The 20456-nt window shown below is 49.3% G+C and carries 14 protein-coding genes; 6 read left to right on the forward strand and 8 right to left on the reverse strand.

Annotation, left to right across the window (positions count from 1 at the left end; all coding sequences use genetic code 11):
* Positions 1–42 precede the first annotated feature (42 nt).
* The gene (locus ALO_RS20320; RefSeq protein ID WP_004100092.1) at positions 43–519 is read right to left on the reverse strand and encodes an RDD family protein; all 477 of its coding nucleotides are present in this window, start codon (positions 517–519) and stop codon (positions 43–45) included.
* Positions 520–962: 443 nt separating this feature from the next.
* Between ALO_RS20320 and ALO_RS20325 the strand changes: the two genes are divergently transcribed.
* Entirely contained in the window at positions 963–1733 is a 771-nt protein-coding gene (locus ALO_RS20325) for a DUF2310 family Zn-ribbon-containing protein (RefSeq protein WP_004100094.1), read from the forward strand.
* A 174-nt stretch (positions 1734–1907) separates the two neighbouring features.
* Here the strand turns inward: ALO_RS20325 and ALO_RS20330 are convergent, their stop codons facing one another.
* Both ALO_RS20330 and nrdJ read right to left on the reverse strand, forming a co-directional pair.
* Positions 1908–2561 carry an ECF transporter S component gene (locus tag ALO_RS20330; protein WP_004100096.1) on the reverse strand — a complete coding sequence of 218 codons (654 nt, stop codon included), beginning with the start codon at positions 2559–2561 and terminating at the stop codon, positions 1908–1910.
* A 197-nt stretch (positions 2562–2758) separates the two neighbouring features.
* Positions 2759–5101, reverse strand: a complete 2343-nt coding sequence (nrdJ, locus tag ALO_RS20335) for a ribonucleoside-triphosphate reductase, adenosylcobalamin-dependent (RefSeq protein ID WP_004100105.1) — start codon at positions 5099–5101, stop codon at positions 2759–2761.
* A 446-nt stretch (positions 5102–5547) separates the two neighbouring features.
* On the opposite strand from nrdJ, the gene ALO_RS20340 reads away from it, so the two are divergent.
* Both ALO_RS20340 and dcuC read left to right on the forward strand, forming a co-directional pair.
* Entirely contained in the window at positions 5548–6639 is a 1092-nt protein-coding gene (locus tag ALO_RS20340) for a mandelate racemase/muconate lactonizing enzyme family protein (RefSeq protein WP_004100107.1), read from the forward strand.
* A 69-nt stretch (positions 6640–6708) separates the two neighbouring features.
* Positions 6709–8073 (forward strand): C4-dicarboxylate transporter DcuC, encoded by a 1365-nt coding sequence (gene dcuC, locus ALO_RS20345; RefSeq protein WP_040294056.1) that lies wholly within the window; start codon positions 6709–6711, stop codon positions 8071–8073.
* A 939-nt stretch (positions 8074–9012) separates the two neighbouring features.
* Here the strand turns inward: dcuC and ALO_RS22970 are convergent.
* From ALO_RS22970 to ALO_RS20360, 5 genes are all read right to left on the reverse strand, one after another.
* Positions 9013–9246 (reverse strand): hypothetical protein, encoded by a 234-nt coding sequence (locus tag ALO_RS22970; protein WP_202945827.1) that lies wholly within the window; start codon positions 9244–9246, stop codon positions 9013–9015.
* A gap of 26 nt (positions 9247–9272) precedes the next feature.
* Positions 9273–10370, reverse strand: coding sequence for a threonine synthase (locus tag ALO_RS20350; RefSeq protein WP_040294057.1), 1098 nt, complete (start codon positions 10368–10370; stop codon positions 9273–9275).
* Positions 10367–10492 carry a RidA family protein gene (locus ALO_RS21625; RefSeq protein ID WP_238528351.1) on the reverse strand — a complete coding sequence of 42 codons (126 nt, stop codon included), beginning with the start codon at positions 10490–10492 and terminating at the stop codon, positions 10367–10369. The genes ALO_RS20350 and ALO_RS21625 overlap by 4 nt, the downstream gene beginning before the upstream one ends.
* A gap of 372 nt (positions 10493–10864) precedes the next feature.
* Positions 10865–12823, reverse strand: coding sequence for a molecular chaperone HtpG (htpG, locus tag ALO_RS20355; RefSeq protein WP_004100120.1), 1959 nt, complete (start codon positions 12821–12823; stop codon positions 10865–10867).
* Between the two features lie 194 nt (positions 12824–13017).
* On the reverse strand, positions 13018–14181 hold the full coding sequence (locus ALO_RS20360) for an ABC transporter substrate-binding protein (protein WP_004100122.1): 1164 nt from the start codon (positions 14179–14181) through the stop codon (positions 13018–13020).
* A 525-nt stretch (positions 14182–14706) separates the two neighbouring features.
* On the opposite strand from ALO_RS20360, the gene ALO_RS20365 reads away from it, so the two are divergent.
* The 3 genes from ALO_RS20365 to gyrA all read left to right on the forward strand — a co-directional run bounded on the left by ALO_RS20365 (position 14707) and on the right by gyrA (position 20119).
* Positions 14707–16284, forward strand: coding sequence for a tetratricopeptide repeat protein (locus tag ALO_RS20365; RefSeq protein ID WP_004100124.1), 1578 nt, complete (start codon positions 14707–14709; stop codon positions 16282–16284).
* Between the two features lie 194 nt (positions 16285–16478).
* Entirely contained in the window at positions 16479–17627 is a 1149-nt protein-coding gene (gene mutY / locus ALO_RS20370; RefSeq protein WP_004100126.1) for an A/G-specific adenine glycosylase, read from the forward strand.
* Between the two features lie 53 nt (positions 17628–17680).
* Complete coding sequence (gyrA, locus tag ALO_RS20375; protein WP_004100129.1) at positions 17681–20119, forward strand: DNA gyrase subunit A; 2439 nt, start codon at positions 17681–17683, stop codon at positions 20117–20119.
* Positions 20120–20456: the final 337 nt, after the last annotated feature.

The following is a 20456-nucleotide window of genomic DNA, read 5'->3' on the forward strand; positions in this document are numbered from 1 at the left end:
AAGTATCTGCAGGAACTTCGATTACTAAATCCTGATTTTCTATTAGCGAATATAGAACATAGTGTCAATAACTTGCGTTCCTGCAAGATAATCCCCTATACGTCGTCCGCTTTTTGTTGCAAACGCCATAAAAAATTCAATAAATACGATGCCGGGAACCCAAAGGATGATGTTTCGTAAAACCGATCGCCATAACGAGCATGGCTTACCCGATGAAATATGAATAACCATTTGCCTTGAAGCTTTCTTCCCTAGGCTTTGACCACTAAACAGAGCATCTTTCGTAAGGTAGTATACTGGCAAGGAAATACATACTATGAGCGATAATATATCAAATGTTTGCCTTTCAAATAAACGACTGATCAATAGTCCCACTATCCCAATGCCAATGAGTGCTATGGCGTCAATTATATAGGCACCAATTCGTTTCAGAAAATAAGCTTTGGGGATCAATCCGTTCACCATGACAATTTCTGGAGTAATACTAGGAACATCAGCCGCAAGATTATTGTTTTCCATGTGGCCACCCTTCTTTTTCCTTTATAATAACTTCCTGAGATGATTCGCCTGACAAAACCCTGTTATTTGTTTTCACTATTTTACCGTGCTGATTCTTGTGAGTTGTCTCATCCACCCTACACTTTGTGCCGTTACTAAATAATATAGTTCTCCCCGACTAATCTTAAATCCCTTCATTGTCGCGGGGACGTGGTTGCCGACAACATTGGAGACTCAGAGAGACGTTCTATTGGCGAGTAGGCGGTAAAATGATATCCTCAAAAATAGAGGTGACCATGCCCGAAAAGCGGAAGATATTCAGCGGCCAATTAAAAATATAACAGAGATATCGCCGAGCCAGATTGACAAAGATTAGTCAAAGTGTAATTACGCGAGCATAACAAAACTGGCAACCTGTGCAGGTCGAAAAAAGCATAAGCATAAGGACAAGAGGAGATTGGTCAATGTTTGTTGCAGAGCTTAAATTTGTTCAACCAGAAGAAATGGCAAGTAACGATCAAATTCAAGAAGCACTGGAATTTCTACTACATGATTTACGTATGAACGGTCAGATAGTAGGGCGGGAGTACCCTATCGCCTATCAGGGCAACGAATTTCGCTCTTTTGTATTGATTCCTGAGCCTGATGCCTTGAATACAGAAAGAGCAAATTCTTATGTGCTAAAGGCTCTAACTCAGCTTAAAAAGTTAGCTATTGAGTACTCTTGGAAGATAATTGGCTGCGAGCCGGAATGTGCATCAGTATGTAGTTGCACCCAGACAAAGTCATTTATTCTTTATACGACCTATCTTTCACACGAGGCGCCTTTACGTTGCGGGGAGTGCTTTGGGACAATTCCTTTGTATCGGATACCGGCAACCCAGGATGATCAATATTCGGAGATCCTTAGTTGGGAAAGCGACTATAAAGCATGCGACACGCTGCAAATAAATTGCGCAACAGGAGAAAAGTTTGGGATAGCGCAGCTATCGAAACATGATAGCAGTCTGTCGCAAAGGGGCATTGATATTTGTCAAAAGATTACCGCCGACACAGGGATACCGGTCTATTACTATTTACTTAGAGTTTCCGGCAGAAGTAAACAGTCGGAATTAAAAATCAAGTGCCCGTCCTGCCATCATGAATGGCTGCTTCAGGAATCTTTGCATGGAATATTTGATTATAAATGTGACAGATGCAGATTGCTATCGAATATCGCCTGGGCAGTTCGCTGAAATCAACCAAAATGTGCATGTAACGTTGTTCCAGCGGAGGAGTGCAAAATGGATCAAGAAATAGAGCAGTTATTTCTCTACATCCTTTTCTGATTATCACAATTCGATTTATCCGGTTTTATAGGGGTCACCCGTTTTGTCGGGCAGCCCCCTTTGTTTCGTCGGTCAAGCTTATCAAACAAAAAACCTGTCCACCGGCATCCGGTAAACAGGTTCAAAAAACTCAATTCCAATCAGGTTTTTTTGGTTTTTTTGTATGGCCAGGATGACCGGTATGCAGATCAGCACCGAGATAATGGCTTCCGGCAACCCGTTCACCAGCGCAATTCCATAGATAACCTTGGCGGCTGCGTCTATTCCGATCCCTCTGGTAGCGGCGAATTCGGCTGCATATAACAGGTAAATCATGGTCAAAAAGCCGAATGTATTGGTCAGAGATCCTACGGCAGCGCTGAAGGCGATGCGAAAACTTTCCCTGCCTGCAGTGTATTTATAAGCATAATAAGCGGTGATGCCGATCAGTACACGCGGCAATACGGAAACCAAAGGGTTAATAATCGCAAAGGACAGGATATTTGGCGTAGTCAGGTTCTGCACAATACTGAACAAGCCAAACAACAATCCGATCATGGCCCCTACCAGGGGACCTTCCAGAATGGCGCCGATTACGACCGGTATATGCATAATCGTGGCCTTGGCCATAGGCAGCGGAATGAATCCGAATCCGGAAAGGCCGAGGAGAATCGAGATGGCAGACAGCATGCCGACTACGGCGATCTGTCTGCTGCCAAATTTGTTGGGATGACTCAAGGTTCCTACTTTTTCCATGGTTAATTCCCTCCGTTCTTATTCCTATAGCAGGATATAAGTCGATGCTCCGGAGCAAGGCCAGAAATCTGCCCGTTCAGTTTCTTGCACGAATACCGACGCCAATGGCAGTTCCAGTTTACTCCGCTCATATGGTATCATATTTTTAGAGAAAATGAAACAGGATATTTCGATTTTTGACAGAGACGCCGAAAAGCCTAGCGAACGGGGCAGACGCCATTCTCGCAGTTATCATTGTCCGGTTCATAAACCTCTTCTTCCCGTTCATATTTTGCCAATAAAGAAGGCACAAACGGTTTCATGGCTGCCAGACGGCTTTCGTATTGTTCCCGGGAGATGGCTTCATAGGGGAGGAGCTCATAGAAACTGTCATCTAACGGAATGAAGGATATGGCTACAATATCATCCCAGTGGGTCCACACCCACTCTTCCACTGTTTCCCATTCGTCAGGACGCACCGATATAGTAATGGAGCAGTTATGGTCCACATAATGGCTCATAAACAGCCGGTAGTTTTCCAGCTGTTCAATGGCCGAAGCCTCATATTTGGTTTTTCCCGCCGGTGCTTTAGCCGGGAATTCAATGACTTTGGTCATGCAGGCTTCCCAGGTCTGGCCGACTTCCGGGTATACCGGGTAACCCAGTTCTTCGCAGACCTTGGCCAAAGGATCCTGGCTGCTGACCCGCACGCGGCGAATGTAATACGGGGCGTGCGCGTAGTGCACCCCGCTGGATACGGCGGGCAGCTGGCTTAAGGTGCCTTCCGGCTTGATGGTTGTGACCAACAGAGGTTCGTTTTGCCCCAGTTCTTTGGCATATTCTACGGCTGCCTCTTTTGCCGTCTGGCGCAGTTTCGCCAGCAGCTCAGCCTGGTTTTCACGGCTCATGGCCAGGGCATTGACCATATCCTGCCAGCCGGTCAGGGAGCAGCCGATCAGTCTGTCCCGCTGCTGTACCCGGTCCCAGTCCGGCAGCTCCAGTTCCACGCAGGTCATGCGGTAAGCTGCTCTGGCTGACAGGCGCTGAGCGGCCAGCAGCCCGGCTATATCCAGACCGTCGGGCCGGATAAAGCCGTACACGTTCACGGTGGTTAAATTGCACAGTCCTTTGGAGTCTAATAAAATTTCACCGCAGGGGTTCACTCCATTCATATTCGGACGGCGTTTACCCGCAGCCTCGGCATTGATCCAGCCCGGCTCCCCGGAATAGCGCATGCGACTGATTTGCCAGTGAAGCTGCTGACGGGACGGTTTTTGGCTGTAGTAAATGGAGTTATTGCTCATTTGCCGGTGCACCAAATCGGGATTGACCACCCACTTGCCATCCACTTGTTTATATAACTGCGACTTGGCTTCAATGCAGTCTGCACCCTCAGGGTCGATAATCACCATTTCGGCTGTGCGGCGCACGCCGCCAGACACTACATTTTCCCCGATGATCGTGGCAATGTCCAGGCAGTCGATGGGTCTGAGCCTGACTTGTCCGACGTCTTCGCCGCAGCGGCGGCGGATGATCCTGTCGATCTTGCGGAACATGGTCTTCAGGCTTTCATGGCCGCTGGCGGTGCCGCCGAAGGTCTTCAGCCTTTCCCCTTTGGGCCGTACGTGGGAATAGTCCATGATGATGGTTTTGATCTTCTTATATTCATGGCGGCTGATCAGTTCAAAGAAAAATCCCAGGGCCTGCACCCATCCCTCTTTACTGTCACCGACCCGGACTTGGACGGTATCGTTTTGAAAAGTGAGACAGGTGTTGTCCTCCCTCTCATCCGGCGCCACCGGCGCGTCATCCCGGTGAATGAGTTCATAGCCGGCATGTACTTTGGGGATGGAAGCCACGTCATTCTTTAAAACGCGTACACCGACGCCGGCGCCGATCATCAGGAGATAAAACAGGTCTTTAAAGGCCTGGAATGAATCCAGTATGGCAAAGGCGCAGTTATAGTTGGCCATGGGGTATTCTGCGGACGCCGCTGTGTTTCCCACCCAAAAGGTCCGGCCGGACAGAAACTGCCGCAGATAAAAAATGTTGTCGAATAGTTTTTCGGCCTCTTCTCTGGAGGTCGGCACCCGGGAGGTATTGTATTCAACGGCGCGGCGCACTGTTTCCCACCAATACTCCCGCCGTCCTGACTGGGGCAGATAACGGGAATAGGTGCGGTAATACACGAAATTGCCTAATTGGCCCAAAGGTGGCTGCAGATGTTTATACTGGCTGATAAACTCGTCAGTGATCATGACATATTCACTTTTCTTGATTTGCTTACGGACCTTTTCCCGGTCCCAGCGATAGAGAATATACTGTTTGGCTGCATCCTTGCGAGGACTGTCCATCAAACGATCTTCCACCATGTCCTGAATCTCTTCCACACTGGGCCAGGCGGCCCGTTCCGCCAAGGCGGACTCAATCCCGGCGGCAATGGATGCGCTGAGGGACTCATCAATGCCGCTTTTTGTCTCGGACATTGCTTTTTCAATGGCGTGTTTAATTTTGGCCGGATTAAATTCCACCAAATTCCCCTGCCGTTTTACAATTTTCATAAGCGACGGTTCCTCCCCACCTGTGGTATCTGTTCAAAGAAAAGCTTGCTATACTATATATTGTATACCTATCAGAACAAAATAACAATATATAGTCATTGAACTTTTATTACGGTTATCGTCCGAAAAAATTCCCGCCTCTTTCAGCCTGATATTTTTTCGAAATAAAAGGAAAATAGCCAGTTTTGACGAATTAATAGATCTGGTGTAAAAATAAATACGGTGTGCATAAGAAATTTTTCAGAATATGGTAAATTATCTATTTCGGAATCTTTAGAATCCTGTTGATACAGGGCTGCTTCGTTTATATGTGCGCTTAGCAGACAAACCCTAGCGTAGGCATAAATGGAATCCGGCGGGCAAAGCCTTTGCATGGCAGGAAGGTTTACTCTGCTGTTTTTTTTATGGCGGATGTAGTCAATGAATCGCACAAAGGAGAGTGACACATGAAGATCAGGGAGATAAAAATCGGCAAAGTCAGTATTCCACTCAAGAAGCCCTTTAAAACAGCCTTGCGTCAGGTGAATTCAGCGGAAGACATTGTCGTTAAAGTGATCGCTGACTCCGGTGAAATCGGATTTGGCAACGCCCCGCCTACGGCAGTCATTACCGGTGACAGCCAGGATTCGATCATTGGAGCGATTCGCGATACCATCGGGCCGAAACTGATTGGTATGGAAGTCGATCATCTGGAAGGAATCATGACTGTTCTGGATACGTCTATGCTGCATAATCAATCGGCGAAAGCAGCTTTGGACATCGCTGTGTATGATTTATTCGGTAAACGGTATGGGCTGCCGCTGTACAAACTGCTTGGCGGCTACCGCAGCGAGATGACTACGGACCTGACGATCAGTCTCAACGGGCCGGAGGAAATGGTACGGGATTCCCTGGAGGCGATTGCAGCAGGCTATACAGCGCTGAAAATCAAAGTGGGCAACGATGCCGCGCTGGATATTCAGCGGGTACAGGCGATACGAGAGGCAGTGGGCCCGGATATTTTAATTCGTCTGGATGCCAATCAGGGCTGGACGCCGAAAGAAGCCGTCCGGACCATCCGTCGCTTCGAGGACCGGGGGATCGGGATTGAATTGATTGAGCAACCGGTAAAAGCCCATGATTTTCACGGGCTTAAATATGTTACCCAACAGGTGGAAACCGACATCATGGCAGATGAATCAGCTTTTGGAACTTACGAGGTATTCCAATTGCTGGCCATGGAGGCTTGTGACCTGATCAATATCAAATTGATGAAGGCGGGCGGCCTGCATAATGCCGTTAAAATCGCCGACATGGCTGCTACGATGGGGATTCGCTGCATGATGGGCTGTATGCTGGAAAGTAAGATTGGCATTACCGCCGCTGCCAGCCTTGCAGCCGGCAAGCAGATTATCGTCAAGTCGGACCTGGACGCTGCCGTATTGTTGGCCGAGGACCCGGTTGTAGGGGGCGTGAGCTTCGATAAAGACCGGATCATCCTGCCCGATGCGCCCGGATTGGGTATTACCGACATAAAAGGCTGGCAGGAAGTCCGGTGAACGAGGCGCGAGCCTTGTAGGTAGCCTGGAAGGGTAAAGAAAAGAAGGGGAAAGAATAAAGGAGGCATCATATTGAATATTGTCATATCGCTCATCATCACTTTTTGGGTCGGTTTCCTGATCGTTAAAAAGTATAAGCCTCAGCCCGTTTTATTTATAGCCGGTTTAGTCCTGATGTTTACGGCCGTATTGATGGGTTTTGGCGCCATTCTGCCGGCAAAACAAAGTACCGGGTCAGTTATTTTCGATGCCTACGAATTTATCAAGCAAACCATGAGTTCCAGGGCAGCTGGTCTTGGCCTCAACATTATGGCTGTAGGCGGCTTTGCCCGCTACATGGACCATATTGGCGCCAGCAAAGCTTTGGTTAAACTGACCATCAAACCGCTTTTGGCGCTCCGCTCTCCTTATCTGGTGCTGTCCGGCGGCTGGGTTCTGGGCATGCTGCTGGGATTGTGCATCAACAGCGCCTCAGGACTGGCTATGCTGCTGATGGTTACCATGTTCCCCATCCTCGTCAGCCTTGGCGTCAGCCGTTTGTCCGCTACCGCCGCTATTGCCACCACTCTTTGCCTGGACTGGAGTCCCAGCGACACCGGCACTATTCTGTCGGCGACGACTGCCGGCATTGATCCGGTTCTGTACTGGACAAACTACCAGGTGCCGATTGCCGCTGTGGTCATACCGGTGGTGGCGGTTCTCCACTATGTTGTTCAAAAATGGTTTGACAAGCGTGACAACCATGTTGTCCAGACCAGCGAAATTGTCACAGCTGAAACCGATGAGAAACTGCCGCCGATGATTTACGCCATCCTCCCTGCCCTGCCGCTGGCATTAATCCTGATTTTCAGCAGCCTGTGGATTGACTGGATTAAGATGGATATTATCAAAGCGATGTTTATTGGTGTGTCGGTCGGCATGATTTTCGAATATGTCCGTCTGCGGGACGGGAAAAAAGTTCTGGGCGATATTCAGTCCTTCTTCGATGGTCTCGGCTTGCAGATGGCCAATGTAATTACGCTGATTGTAGCCGGTGAAACCTTTGCCAAAGGCCTGGTCACTATCGGTACTATTGATGCCATTATTGCGTCAGCTCAGAATTCCGGTTTTGGCGCGGTCGGCATGATTTTGGTCATGATCGGCATCATCGCGGTGTCGTCGGTGGTCATGGGATCCGGCAATGCGCCGTTCTTTGCCTTTGCTGCCTTAACACCGACCGTTGCTGCCAAAATGTCAGTAGCGCCGGTTGTGATGCTGCTTCCCATGCACTTTGCCGCCAGCGCGGCCCGGGCCATCTCGCCGATCACGGCGGTTATCGTGGTAGCTTCCGGCATGGGCGGAGTATCCCCCTTTGATGTGGTAAAACGCACTGCCATCCCGATGCTCGGGGCGCTGATTACCATCATCGCAGCCAACTTCTTCTTCTTTTATTGATTATTAAACAGATCCGTTTGATAGACTAAAAAAGGACCTGTATGAAAGCAAGGGCAGCATTCCGGCGGGAATGCTGCCCTTGCTTTCAGCGGGTTTCAGCCCAAACATTTCTGTCAGGTTATTTTGAAAATTACCTATAGTAGATTCCGTTCATCAGTATATAGCAGTATTGTAATTACAATACTGTATTTAAACCTTGACACACTAAGAATGAAGATATCAGATGGTCACGGGAGAACCTTAATCAAGTAATGGGTTAGGGTGCCCAAGATTGATGGCGCCCTCCGCCTGCAGTTTTCATATTCGGTTATGATTATGTTAAAATGTAGAGGTTAAAGTCGTACGCAAAGAAAAGCCAGCTTCCGGCCGAAAGCTGGCTTTTCGGATACTTGACCGTTCACCTTAACCATTTATGGCTCCGGTTCAATTCCATATATTAAATCGAGAGCTAAGTTTAGAAATTGCTTTGACCGGGATATTAATTTATGAAACTAAATACTGCTTTAAATCAACGCCGGTAACTGATTGCTTAGCAAATCCTTCGGTGTTCCCTCGAATATGATTTTCCCGCCCTGTTTCCCGGCTCCGGGACCTAAATCACTCAACCAATCTCCATGACGGATCATTTCCAGGCTGCGCCAAATTACAATTATTTCTCACGTAGTATAAAGCATCCTTTCTTCGAAAAAGCTAATGTCGGAGGTGAGCGCGTTGAACAAAAAAAACGCAAATGACTCGATGGAACAGAAGCGCGAGAAGAAGCATAATGAAAAAACTCAGGGTAATCTTCAAACCGAGAACGAGAATAAGCATATCGATGGTCCCGTTCATCCATCAACCTGAATCCTCAAGCAAAAAATTCAAATTAAAAGAAGCCTCAACTCAATGCAAAGAATTAAGGCTTCTTTTTCATCCTGCTTCGACTAAAGCAAGAGGCTTTTATTGAGTTTTACTGCGGCAAAGAATCGGGTGCTCCTTAAGGCTCCGTCCTCTGGAAACAAAATAAGCTTTATCATACAGATGGGTTTTAATATGAGGACGCAGTTTTACGCCGAGTTGATTGGCCAGTCTTTGCATTTTTGCGATATTCTCTTTCGCTACATCGATATCGATTAGTAAGGCAGGGGTGTCAATCGATTGATACGGTGAGAGCATAAAGCCACATTCTTTCATATCTTCAATCGGCTGATAGCAACCTTTCAATGGTCAGATTTAAGCCCTGCGCCGCACATGGGAATCAAACAATCAGAGGTCTTTCCGTACACTTCGCAATATTTTAGATAGGCAGCGTAATTGGCTGCCGTTGTATGTTCACAGTAAATTCCCCGGGCGGCAAGAGCCATTCTGGCTTCCAGGATTCGGTCCTCCGGCGCGGCAATCAGATGGATAGCGTATTTGTAGATATATTCAAGAATTTCTTCACTGCGCATCGGCGCGCCAATGGCGATTCCTTCCGCCATGGTCGGTTTGAGGGGAGTCTTCATGGCGGCCTTGTTTGCTTTGGTTTGCACGGCTTGGATGAACGGATCGCAATACTCGCTTTGCACTAAAATGATCTGGGGCATTTTTTCAATTACGCCGCTTGACAGCAGCTCTTCCAGCCCTTTGATCGCTCCAATGACCAGCGTGCCGTTGCCCAGAGGAAGCACAATATTAGCCGGAATTCGACGCAATTGTTCATAGATTTCATAAATATAAGTCTTTGTTCCTTGGTAAAAGAATGGATTATAAACATGATTCGCGTAATACTTTCCTTCCTTAACCACTTTATTCCGGCAGACGTCGGCGCAGTGATCCCGCGAACCGGGGACAACATTGATCCGGCTCTTATGGGCTTTGATCATATCGATCTTTTTCGGCGATGTGCCTTCCGGTACAAAAATTTCACAGTCAATACCCGCATTGCCGCAATAGGCCGCCACGCTGTTTCCCGCATTGCCGCTGCTGTCCTGTACAACGGACTCTACACCGATGGCTTTGCAATGGGAAATCAACACGGCGGCGCCTCTGTCCTTAAAAGACAGAGTCGGCATAAAAAAATCCATTTTCAAAAGCACATCTTCCCCAAAGGGAACAATGGGAGTCATCCCTTCGCCCAAGCTGATTTCACGCCAATACTCCCCCTCCAAAGGCATAAAGGCGCGATAACGGAAAATGCTCCAGGTCTCACGGTCCACTAAAGACAAATCGAACTTCGGCGGCTGGTAATCCAACTTCCAAAGGCCCCCACAGTCGCACTTAGCGGCGCGAGTCGTTACTTCTGCTGAAGTTTTGCAATTGGCGCAAACGTATCTCATTGTTCGTCAACCTCCGCAATCGCTTCGATTTCTACCATACATCCGAAATGGAGCTCACTGACCGGAACAACGATTCTTGCCGGTTTATGGCCGCCAAAAAACTCCGCATATACCTCATTCACGCTGTCCCGAATGTCTGGGTGATCATATTTGCTATCGGAATATATGACTGTAAAATGGGATGCATATTACTCACCTGTCTATATATAAAATTATATATTTTATTGCGGATTTCTCTTGTATTATTCTAATAATATATATAAAATTATAAATAATCAATAATTTTATATAAAAGCCGGTTTGCGTGTCCTCCCCTTCTGCGTCTCTTCTATGCTCCAGTTTTATGATCACACGAACTCAATACTGCGAAATTTAAGTTTTCGTACACTCTTGCGTGAATTAAAAGGGCGTGGCACATTGCGTTTTGATACGCTTTGTGTCACGCCCTTTTGGTTTGTATCAGGTGACGAAGGGACTTTCCTGCGCTCCGGCTGCTATTTCTCCTGGCGGGCCATTAGGCGGGATACCTTGTTGGCAAAGCCGATGGGGTCTTCCGGCAGGATGCCTTCCATCAGCAAGGCCTGGTCATATAATAAACCGCAATATTCCTGGAATGTTTCCGAGCCGGGGGATGTTTCATAAAGATGTTTCAGTCCGGTGAACACTTCGTGGTCAGGGTTCAGCTCCAGGATGCGATTGGCCTTAAACATGGATTGATGCATTTCCGACAGGATTTGCTCCATGGACAGGCTGATGCCCTGATTGTCGCTGACAAGACAGACCGCGCTGGATTTCAAACGGCTGCTGATTTTGACATCGGATATCTTGCCGTTCAGCTGCTCTTTGACAGCTTTGATCAGGGATTCATTTTCTTTATAGATAGCCTCGGTGTCTTTTTTGGCTTCCGGGGAGTCGAATTCGTCCAGCTGCAGGTCGCCCCGGCTGACTGACTGGAATTTCTTCTCGTTGTACTCCTGCAAGGCCTCGATGGTAAACTCGTCAACCCGGTCAAAGAGATATAGCACTTCAATGCCTTTTTCCCGCAGGAGCTCCATTTGCGGCAACCGTTCCACTGCGGAATAGTCTTTGCCGGTGGCGTAATAGATAACTTTTTGTTTTTCCGGCATCCGTTTGATGTAATCAGTCAGAGTGGTTAAGGTGTCGGCTCCCTGGGAAGACGGGAACAGCAACAGGTCTTTCAGTTTGTCCTGACTGCTTCGGTCAGCGTATACCCCGATTTTGAGGGCCCGGCCGAATTCATGCCAGAACTTTTCGTACTTGGGCCGGTCTTTTTGCAGCAGATTCTCTAAGGTTTTTAAGACGCTTTTCTCCAGGTTTTTGCCGATCAGTTTCAATTGCCTGCTGTGCTGCAGAATTTCCCGGGAAATGTTCAGGGAGAAATCCGGCGAATCCACCAATCCCCGAACGAAACGCAAGTATTCCGGCAGCAGGTCTTTGCAGTTGTCCATAATAAATACATGCTTGGAATAGAGACGGAGGCCGGCGGCAGACTCTGGCTGATAGAAATCAAAGGGGGCCCGGGAAGGGATAAACAAGAGGGTGGTATATTCCACTGTACCTTCGGCCTTGGCGTGGATGACCTCCAGAGGGTCTTCCCAGTCGTGGAACAGGTCTTTATAGAACAGGTGATATTCTTCCGGCTTAATTTCATTTTTGTTACGGGTCCAAAGTGGAGTCATGGAGTTTAGGGTGCGGACCTCCACTGTCTGGGTAGCCGGTGCGTCTTCGATGATCTTGCCTTCAGCGTCACGGGGCTTTTCTTCTTTAACGAAGTTCATCTTGACGGGATAGCGGATATAGTCGGAGTATTTTTTCACCAGGTTTTGCAGCGTATAGCGGTTCAGGAAATTTTCCTCCGACTGTTCAGGGCTGTGAAACTCGTCGTTTAAAGTTAGGATGATGGTAGTGCCGCGTTTTTCCTTGTCACACTCTTCAATGGTATATGTACCATCGCCGACGGATTCCCATTTGACTCCTTTGGCTTGGCCGGGGGCGCGGGTCACGAGGGTTACCTTGCTGGCCACCATAAATGCCGAATAAAAGCCTACGCCAAATTGGCCGATCAGCTCCTGGGGGCTGGCGCTCTGGTCCTTCAGCTTGGCCGCAAAGGCTTTGGTGCCTGATTTGGCGATGGTGCCGATGTTTTCCACCACTTCGTCACGGGTCATGCCCATGCCGTTATCCGAAATGGTCAGCGTATGGCTGCTTTCATCCGGGATGAGAAAAATTTCAAAGTCAGAGTCTCCTTCTAACAGGTCGTGATTGGTCAGGGACTCAAACCGGACTTTGTCAATGGCATCTGAGGCGTTAGAGATAAGCTCCCGCAAAAAAATCTCCCGGTTAGTATAAATGGAGTGGACCATCAAGTCCAAAAGCTGCTTTGTTTCCGCCTGAAATTCACGGGTCTGCCGGGTGCTTGATTCTGGCGTCATTTGGAACTCTCCTTTACTGTCTGGATATTGTTAGCACTCTGTATTGATGAGTGCCAGCCTGTTTATATAATAGCGTGATTGCCAGCGAAAATCAATCCTTATCCGTATTTTCGGATAAAAAAATGCCTGCCGCAATACTAAAAGAACCGACCGGGTCATCCCCGGCCGGTTTTCTAATATTGCAACGGATCCTTTTACGGATTCACTTTAGCCTTAAATGTCTGCTTGCCGTCCTTCATTTCTACGACCACAGCGCTCTTGACCGGGTCATGGTTTTGGTCGAGGGACAGTACGCCGGTCAGAACCTGCAGATCGCGGGTCTGGGCTAAAGCCTCTTTAATCTTGACCGGTTCGGTGCTGTTGGCCCGCTTGATGGCGTCAATCAGCATCAGGGCGCCGTCATATCCCAGGACAGCGAAGGTATCAGGCTCCTGCCCGTATTCCTGCTTGTAGTCTGCAACAAACTTTTGAACGCGGGGGTCTTGGCCCTGAGACGAATAATGATTACTGAAGAAAGTATTATTCAGAGCGGCTGCGCCGGCGATCTCCGTCAGTTTGGGCGAATCCCAGCCATCCGTGCCTAACAGCGGAGAGGTGATTCCTAATTCCCTGGCTTGCTTTACAATTTTGCTGACTTCTTCATAATAAGCCGGAATATAAATGACCTCCGCATTGCTGGCTTTTAGCTTGGTAAGAGCCGATTTGAAATCCTGATCCTTTTGCAAAAAGGCTTCTTTGGCCAGGACCTTGCCGCCGTTTTTGGCAAAAGACTCTTCGAAAACCTGGGTCAGGCTTTTGGAATAATCCGATGAACTGTCATAATAAATGGCGGCGGTTTTTACCATAAGCTCTTTTGCGGCAAAGTTAGCCATAACTGTTCCCTGGAACGGATCAATGAAACAGGAGCGAAAAGCGAATTCTTTCAGCTTGCCGTTTTCAATTGTAATGCGCGGATTTGTTCCGGTTGGCGTCAACAAAGGCACTTTATAGTCGGATGCCACCGACAATGCTGCTAAAACGTTAGAACTGGATGCAGGGCCGAGCAGGGCCACCACTTTGTCCTGAGTAATTAGCTTGGTTGCGGCATTGGCTGATTCGGCCGGCTCCGACTTATTGTCGGCGACAATCAATGCAATCTGCTTTCCGAGAATGCCTCCGGCTGCGTTGGCCTCTTTAACAGCCAGCTTGATTCCGTTAGCGGCAGACTGGCCATACTGGGCGACCCCGCCGGTCATTTCAAAATTTGCGCCTATCCGGATTTCCTTGGCGTCTTGCCCTGATTCCTGCTTGCCGCCACAGCCGGCTGCGACTGAGGCCAGCAGGGATATTGCAACAAGTCCGCAGAGCCATTGTTTCATTGTTGTTCTCCTCCTCGTCATGTTGTTAATAATTTATAGAATCTCATCAGTCCGGTGGACACCCGGTTTCGTGCCCAGATGATATAGGGGGCGCCCTCCGGTTGTCCTTCAACAAAACACAAATGTAATTATTTATACACAGTACATTGTATACATAGCTATTATATATGGATGGCTTGTCTCTGTCAATTCCAAAATTGATATGAGATGAGAAGACTATTACTGATTTCGGGGCTGTGTATGAGTTTTTGCATTCGCCAGATGAATATACGAATTAATAGGTGCGATATAAAAGAACATTGTTCCGCCACCATGGAACGATTACTATCGGGGCAGCTGCCGGGCGCGTTGCTGTACGGGTCGGCTGGGCCAAGTGAGAAATAATATAGCCGGTTATGACGCCGAGATTAAGATGTGCAGGAAATTTTGCACAATTGATGGAATATATATACTTAAAAAACGTAGAACGGCATACAACATATGGCATCATATTTGGCATCTATTTCATTGATGGAGGGTATCTGCATGAAGTGGAAACTGGTACAGGTTCTGTTTGTGATGGTAATCGTATTGGCGTTCACTCATGTCGCTCTTGCGGCTACGGTCAGCGAGCCGCAAGACGCCAACGACTTTTACGAACGGGGCAATTTTTACTACATTATGGGGCAGCACGAGCAGGCGATGAGCGATTTTAGCCGGGCTATCGGACTGGATTCCAGCCATGCCGGCGCATATCTTCAACGCGGCAATATTTATTACACCCGGGGGAAGTATGTTGAGGCGATAGCGGATTTCACCCGCTCCATCCAACTGGATGCAGCCAATCCCAAGGCATTCTATAGCCGTGGACTCGCCTTCCGGGCCCGAAAAATGTATGATCAGGCATTGACTGATTTTAACAAGGTTATCGCCCTGAATCGGAAATATTGGGAAGCTTATTATCAGAGTGGGTTGGTGCAAGCCTCTAAGGAAAACTACGAACAGGCCGTGCGTGATTATACCAAGACCCTGGAACTGAACCCGCGTCATGTGCCCTCTCTGTTTGAACGGGGCAATGTATTCTTTGCCCTGGAACAGTGGGACCAGGCACTGCGCGACTACAACCGGGCGATTGAACTGGACCCCCGCTCGGTGCAGGTTTATAACAGCCGGGGGTTGGTTTACGCTGAAACCGGTAAGCCGGAAGCAGCTCTGGCTGATTATAACAAGGCACTGGAGATTGATCCGGACTATGTCCATGCATATAATAACCGGGGAGATTTATACCAGCTGCAAAAACGCTATGGGGAGGCTATTGCTGATTTTAATAAAGCCCTGGAGTTAAACCCCAGCAGCGCGGCGGCGTACGACCGGCGGGGCCGCTGCTATTATGCCCAGGGCAATTATGATCAGGCTATCGCCGATTACAGTAAGGCCCTGGATATTGACTCCCGCTATATCCACGCCTACAATAACCGGGGGAATGCCTACAGCAACCGGGGGCTCAGAGATCAGGCCATCGCCGACTATTCTCTTGCTATTGAAATTAATCCCCGCAATGCCATCGCCTACCGTAACCGGGGCCTGGTCTACTGGACCAAAGGAATGCATGACCAGGCGATTGCCGACTTTTCCCAAGCGCTTGAACTGCGTCCCGGATTTAAACTGGCCTATATTAACCGGGGAGACGTTTACCGGGACAAAGGCCGGTATGACCTGTCCCTGGAGGATTTCAACAAGGTTTTGACCCTGAATTCAGACTACGTGTTCGCCTATCAGAGCCGGGGACAGACCTATTTCGCCATGGGCGAGTATGACAGAGCTATTATCGACTATAACAAAGCCTTGGCCCTGAAACCCCAGGTTGCCGAAGTTCATAAAAATCGGGCGGATGCGTATCGCAAGCTGGGAAAAGCCACCGAAGCCGTCGCCGATTATGATGCAGCCCTCAAGCTGAACCCGGGTCTGGATCCCTACATTTATTTTTATAAAGCGGCTTTGTACCAGCAAGCCGGCTTTACGGCGGATGCCGTCCAAAACTACAAACTGTTCGTGGAGCATGCCCCGCCCGAAAATCCGGACGTGGAAACAGCCAAAAAGAAAATCACCCAGTTGGGCGGTTAAAGACGATGGACCTGAATTAAGGCGCGAAGCGGATCGCGCCTTAATTCCCATATATAGGAATCGCTGGCATATCTGGCGGATAGCGCCATGGCAGGCAGGAATTTTTGTGAAAGAACAGAATTGAATTATATTACACTATTATTGATTGCCTGTATTGAAGCACGAAACGGGAAATGAGGAAACGAGAATGCAATATGTGGGCTGAGACCGGACCGGATGTCGGTGAGGCGCCGGAAATGGCCGCGGAGATATCCGGCCGGTTACTGGACTGGTATAATATTTATGGCCGGAAACTGCCCTGGCGGCAGGATAAAGATCCCTACAAGGTTTGGGTATCTGAGGTCATGCTGCAGCAGACCCGGGTGGAGGCGGTTATCCCCTATTATGAACGGTTTATCGCCCGGTTCCCGACTCTGGAGGACCTGGCCGCAGCCCCGGAAGAGGCTGTTTTGCATGAGTGGCAAGGTTTGGGCTATTATTCCCGGGCCCGCAATCTGCATCAGGGGGTCAGAGAGGTACAGGCCCAATACGGCGGACAGATTCCGGCGAATCGTATCGAGATCAGCGGCATACGGGGAATCGGCGATTATACGGCCGGAGCTTTGTTGAGCATTATCCATAATCAGCCGGAACCAGCGGTGGATGGCAATGTGCTCAGGGTTTTCAGCCGGCTGTTTGCCATCCTTGAGGCGGTCGATCAAACCAAAACCAAAAAACGCATTGCCGGCCTGGTGAAAGCCGTGATGCCGCAAGGGCGGGCCGGCGATTTTAATCAAGCGGTTATGGACTTAGGCTCGGCGGTATGCATTCCCGGGGAGCCTCGCTGTCAGACCTGCCCTCTGCAAAATTGCTGTATCGGATATGTCCGGGGCCTGACCGGGCAGCTTCCGGTTAAACGCAAAAAGAAGGACCCGATTCCGGTTCAGGTGGCAGTCGGGGTCCTGGAGTCTGAGGGCAGTCTGCTGGTGAGAAAACGGCCGGATAAAGGGATGCTGGCCGGAATGTGGGAGTTCCCCACCCGGGACATGACCGTAGGCGATCCAGGCGTCTTATTGCCGGAGCTTTTCCGGGAACTGAATCAGGAACTAGAGTCCTGGCAGTCCTGGCGGCAGTTCAGTCACATTTTCAGCCACCGGGCCTGGCACATTACCGCGTACCGGGTACGTGCCCGGGGCAAAAGGCCTTTGCCCCAAACGGCGGACTGTCTCTGGCTCGATAAGGGATCTCTGTCCGCCATCCCCTTCGGAGGGCCCCACCGTAAGATTGCCGGCTGGCTGACGGATGAGGCGGGCGATCGCCCGGTTTGTGACAGGACCGAAACGCCGGCGGCCGTAAAAAGCTGATAGAAATTAAGGATTTAGGCAGACTATAAGGATAGAATGTTTGAGGTGAGGCAATGGAATTCGGACAAGGTAAGGTTCTGCCGATACGAATAGACGAAGAGATGAAAAACTCTTACATCGACTATGCCATGAGCGTCATAGTCATGCGGGCGCTGCCAGATGTCAGGGACGGCCTGAAGCCTGTTCACAGGCGGATTCTTTATGCTATGCAAGAGGCTGGCATGTATTCCAATAAGCCCTACAAAAAATCAGCCCGTATCGTCGGTGAAGTGCTGGGTAAATATCATCCCCACGGTGACAGTTCAGTCTATGACGCCATCGTGCGGCTGGCCCAGGATTTTTCCACCCGCTATCTGCTGGCGGATGGTCATGGGAATTTTGGTTCGGTAGACGGCGACTCAGCTGCAGCCATGCGGTATACCGAGGTGCGCATGTCCCGCATTGCCGAGGAGATGCTGGCGGACATTGATAAAAATACCGTGGACTTCACGCCCAACTATGATGAATCTTTGGAAGAACCCACCGTACTGCCGGCAAAGATCCCCAATCTGCTGGTCAACGGCTCGGCCGGCATCGCCGTGGGCATGGCCACCAATATTCCGCCCCATAATCTGAGTGAAGTGATCGATGCTCTGGTGATGATGATCGACAATCCGGAAGTCACGATTAAGGATCTCATGCTTAGCATCAAAGGGCCGGATTTTCCCACCGGCGGTCTGATCCTGGGCAAAGAAGGGATACGGCAGGCCTACCTGACCGGCCGCGGTTCGGTCAAGATGCGGGCCCAGGCCCGCATTGAAAAGATGTCCAACGGCAAGTACCGGATCCTGGTCACCGAGATTCCCTATCAGGTCAATAAAGCCAGGCTGGTGGAAGCCATTGCCCATCTGGTCAGAGACAAAACCATTGATGGAATCACCGACCTGCGGGACGAGAGTGACCGGAGTGGCATGCGGATCGTCATCGAACTTCGCCGTGATGTTAATGCCGATGTCATCTTGAACCAGCTTTATAAACACACCCAACTGCAGGACACCTTCGGCGTGAACATGCTGGCTCTGGTCAAGGGCAGGCCTCAGGTGCTGAATTTGCAGCAGGTACTGTATCATTACCTGGAACATCAGAAAATAGTCATTGTGCGGCGCACTCAATTCGAGCTGGACAAGGCCAAAGCCAGAGCCCATATCTTAGAAGGCCTGAAAATTGCCTTGGATCATTTGGATGCAGTGATTGCCACCATTCGGGGATCCCGGACCGTAGATATTGCCAGAGAGGCGCTGATAGCCAACTTTTCCCTGAGCGAAAAGCAGGCCCAGGCCATTCTGGAGATGCGTCTGCAGCGGCTAACCGGTCTGGAACGGGAAAAAATCGAGCAGGAATATAAAGATGTGCTCGAAACCATTGAGTGGCTGGAGTCAGTGCTGGCGGATGAAGCGAAAGTCCTGCAGATCATCAGGGAAGAATTGCTGGATGTGAAAAAACGTTTTGGCGACGAACGCCGCACTGTAATTACCAGTGATGTTTCCGAGCTGGAGGTCGAGGACCTGATTGCCGAAGAAGACATCATTATTACCATTACCCATAACGGCTATATCAAGCGGATGCCCATCGACACCTATCGCAGTCAGAAGCGGGGCGGACGGGGCGTTACCGGCATGGGGACCAAGGAAGAGGATTTCGTGGAACATCTTTTTATCGCCACGACCCATCATAATATCCTGTTCTTCACGAATCAAGGCCGGGTATATCGCCTGAAAGGGTATGAAATCACCGATGCCGCGGGGCGTACGGCTAAAGGCACGGCTATTGTCAATCTGGTGCCTTTGGAAGGTGAGGAACTGATCACTGCCGTGATTCCTGTGAAAGAATTCAGCAACCAACGTTACCTGTTCATGACCACCCGCAATGGTATCGTGAAAAAGACCGAGGTCATTGAATTCGATACCGCCCGCAAAGGCGGTCTGATTGCCATTATCCTGGATGAAGGCGACGACCTGATCGCCGTGAAGATGACCAATGGCCAGCAGGAGGTAATCATCGGCACCAGTGAAGGCATTGCCATCCGGTTTTCCGAGAAAGACGTACGGACTATGGGACGTTCCTCCCGCGGCGTAAAAGGCATTTCCCTGGAGAAAACCGACATGGTCATAGGCATGGAAGTCGCCACCAAGGGAACCGAAATCATGACGGTAACTGCCGAAGGCTACGGTAAGCGGACCGCGGTGGATGAATATCGTGTCCAGACCCGCGGCGGCAAGGGAGTCATTAATCACAAAGTCACCGACAAAACCGGACAAGTGATCGGGATCAAGATGATTAAGCCTGGTCAGGAAATCATGCTGATTTCCACCGACGGAATCATCATCCGCATGGAAGCGGACGAAATCCCCACCCAGGGCCGCAGCACCCAAGGTGTGCGCATGATGCGGATTGGCGAAAATGATAAAGTAGGAGCTTTGGCAGTGGTGGATAAGAAGGCCGATTCAGATTAACGGGACCGTGAAAAGGCCCATCTGCGTCACTTTAGCCTCCTGTGGGCGGGCTCATTCAGAAAATATCAGGTCATAGAAGTTGAATCCGATAGTATGTCATATAAAGAGTGGGTCGCTTTAACGGAGAGCGATCCACTTTCTTTAATATTTATAGATTTATAGGGGGTTAAATAATCTGAATTTTTCATCTCGTTTGTTGACATGCCTTACATTTTAATGGTATAATAAAATCCCGGTGCGTAGGATAGCATAATTTGACAAAATTAATTTGCATCGGACTGGCTTGACAGTTTCTATATTGTTATGCTATATTATAAAAGTCGTCAACACGACAGGG

It is taken from the genome of Acetonema longum DSM 6540, assembly GCF_000219125.1.
Lineage (GTDB): Bacteria > Bacillota > Negativicutes > Sporomusales > Acetonemataceae > Acetonema > Acetonema longum.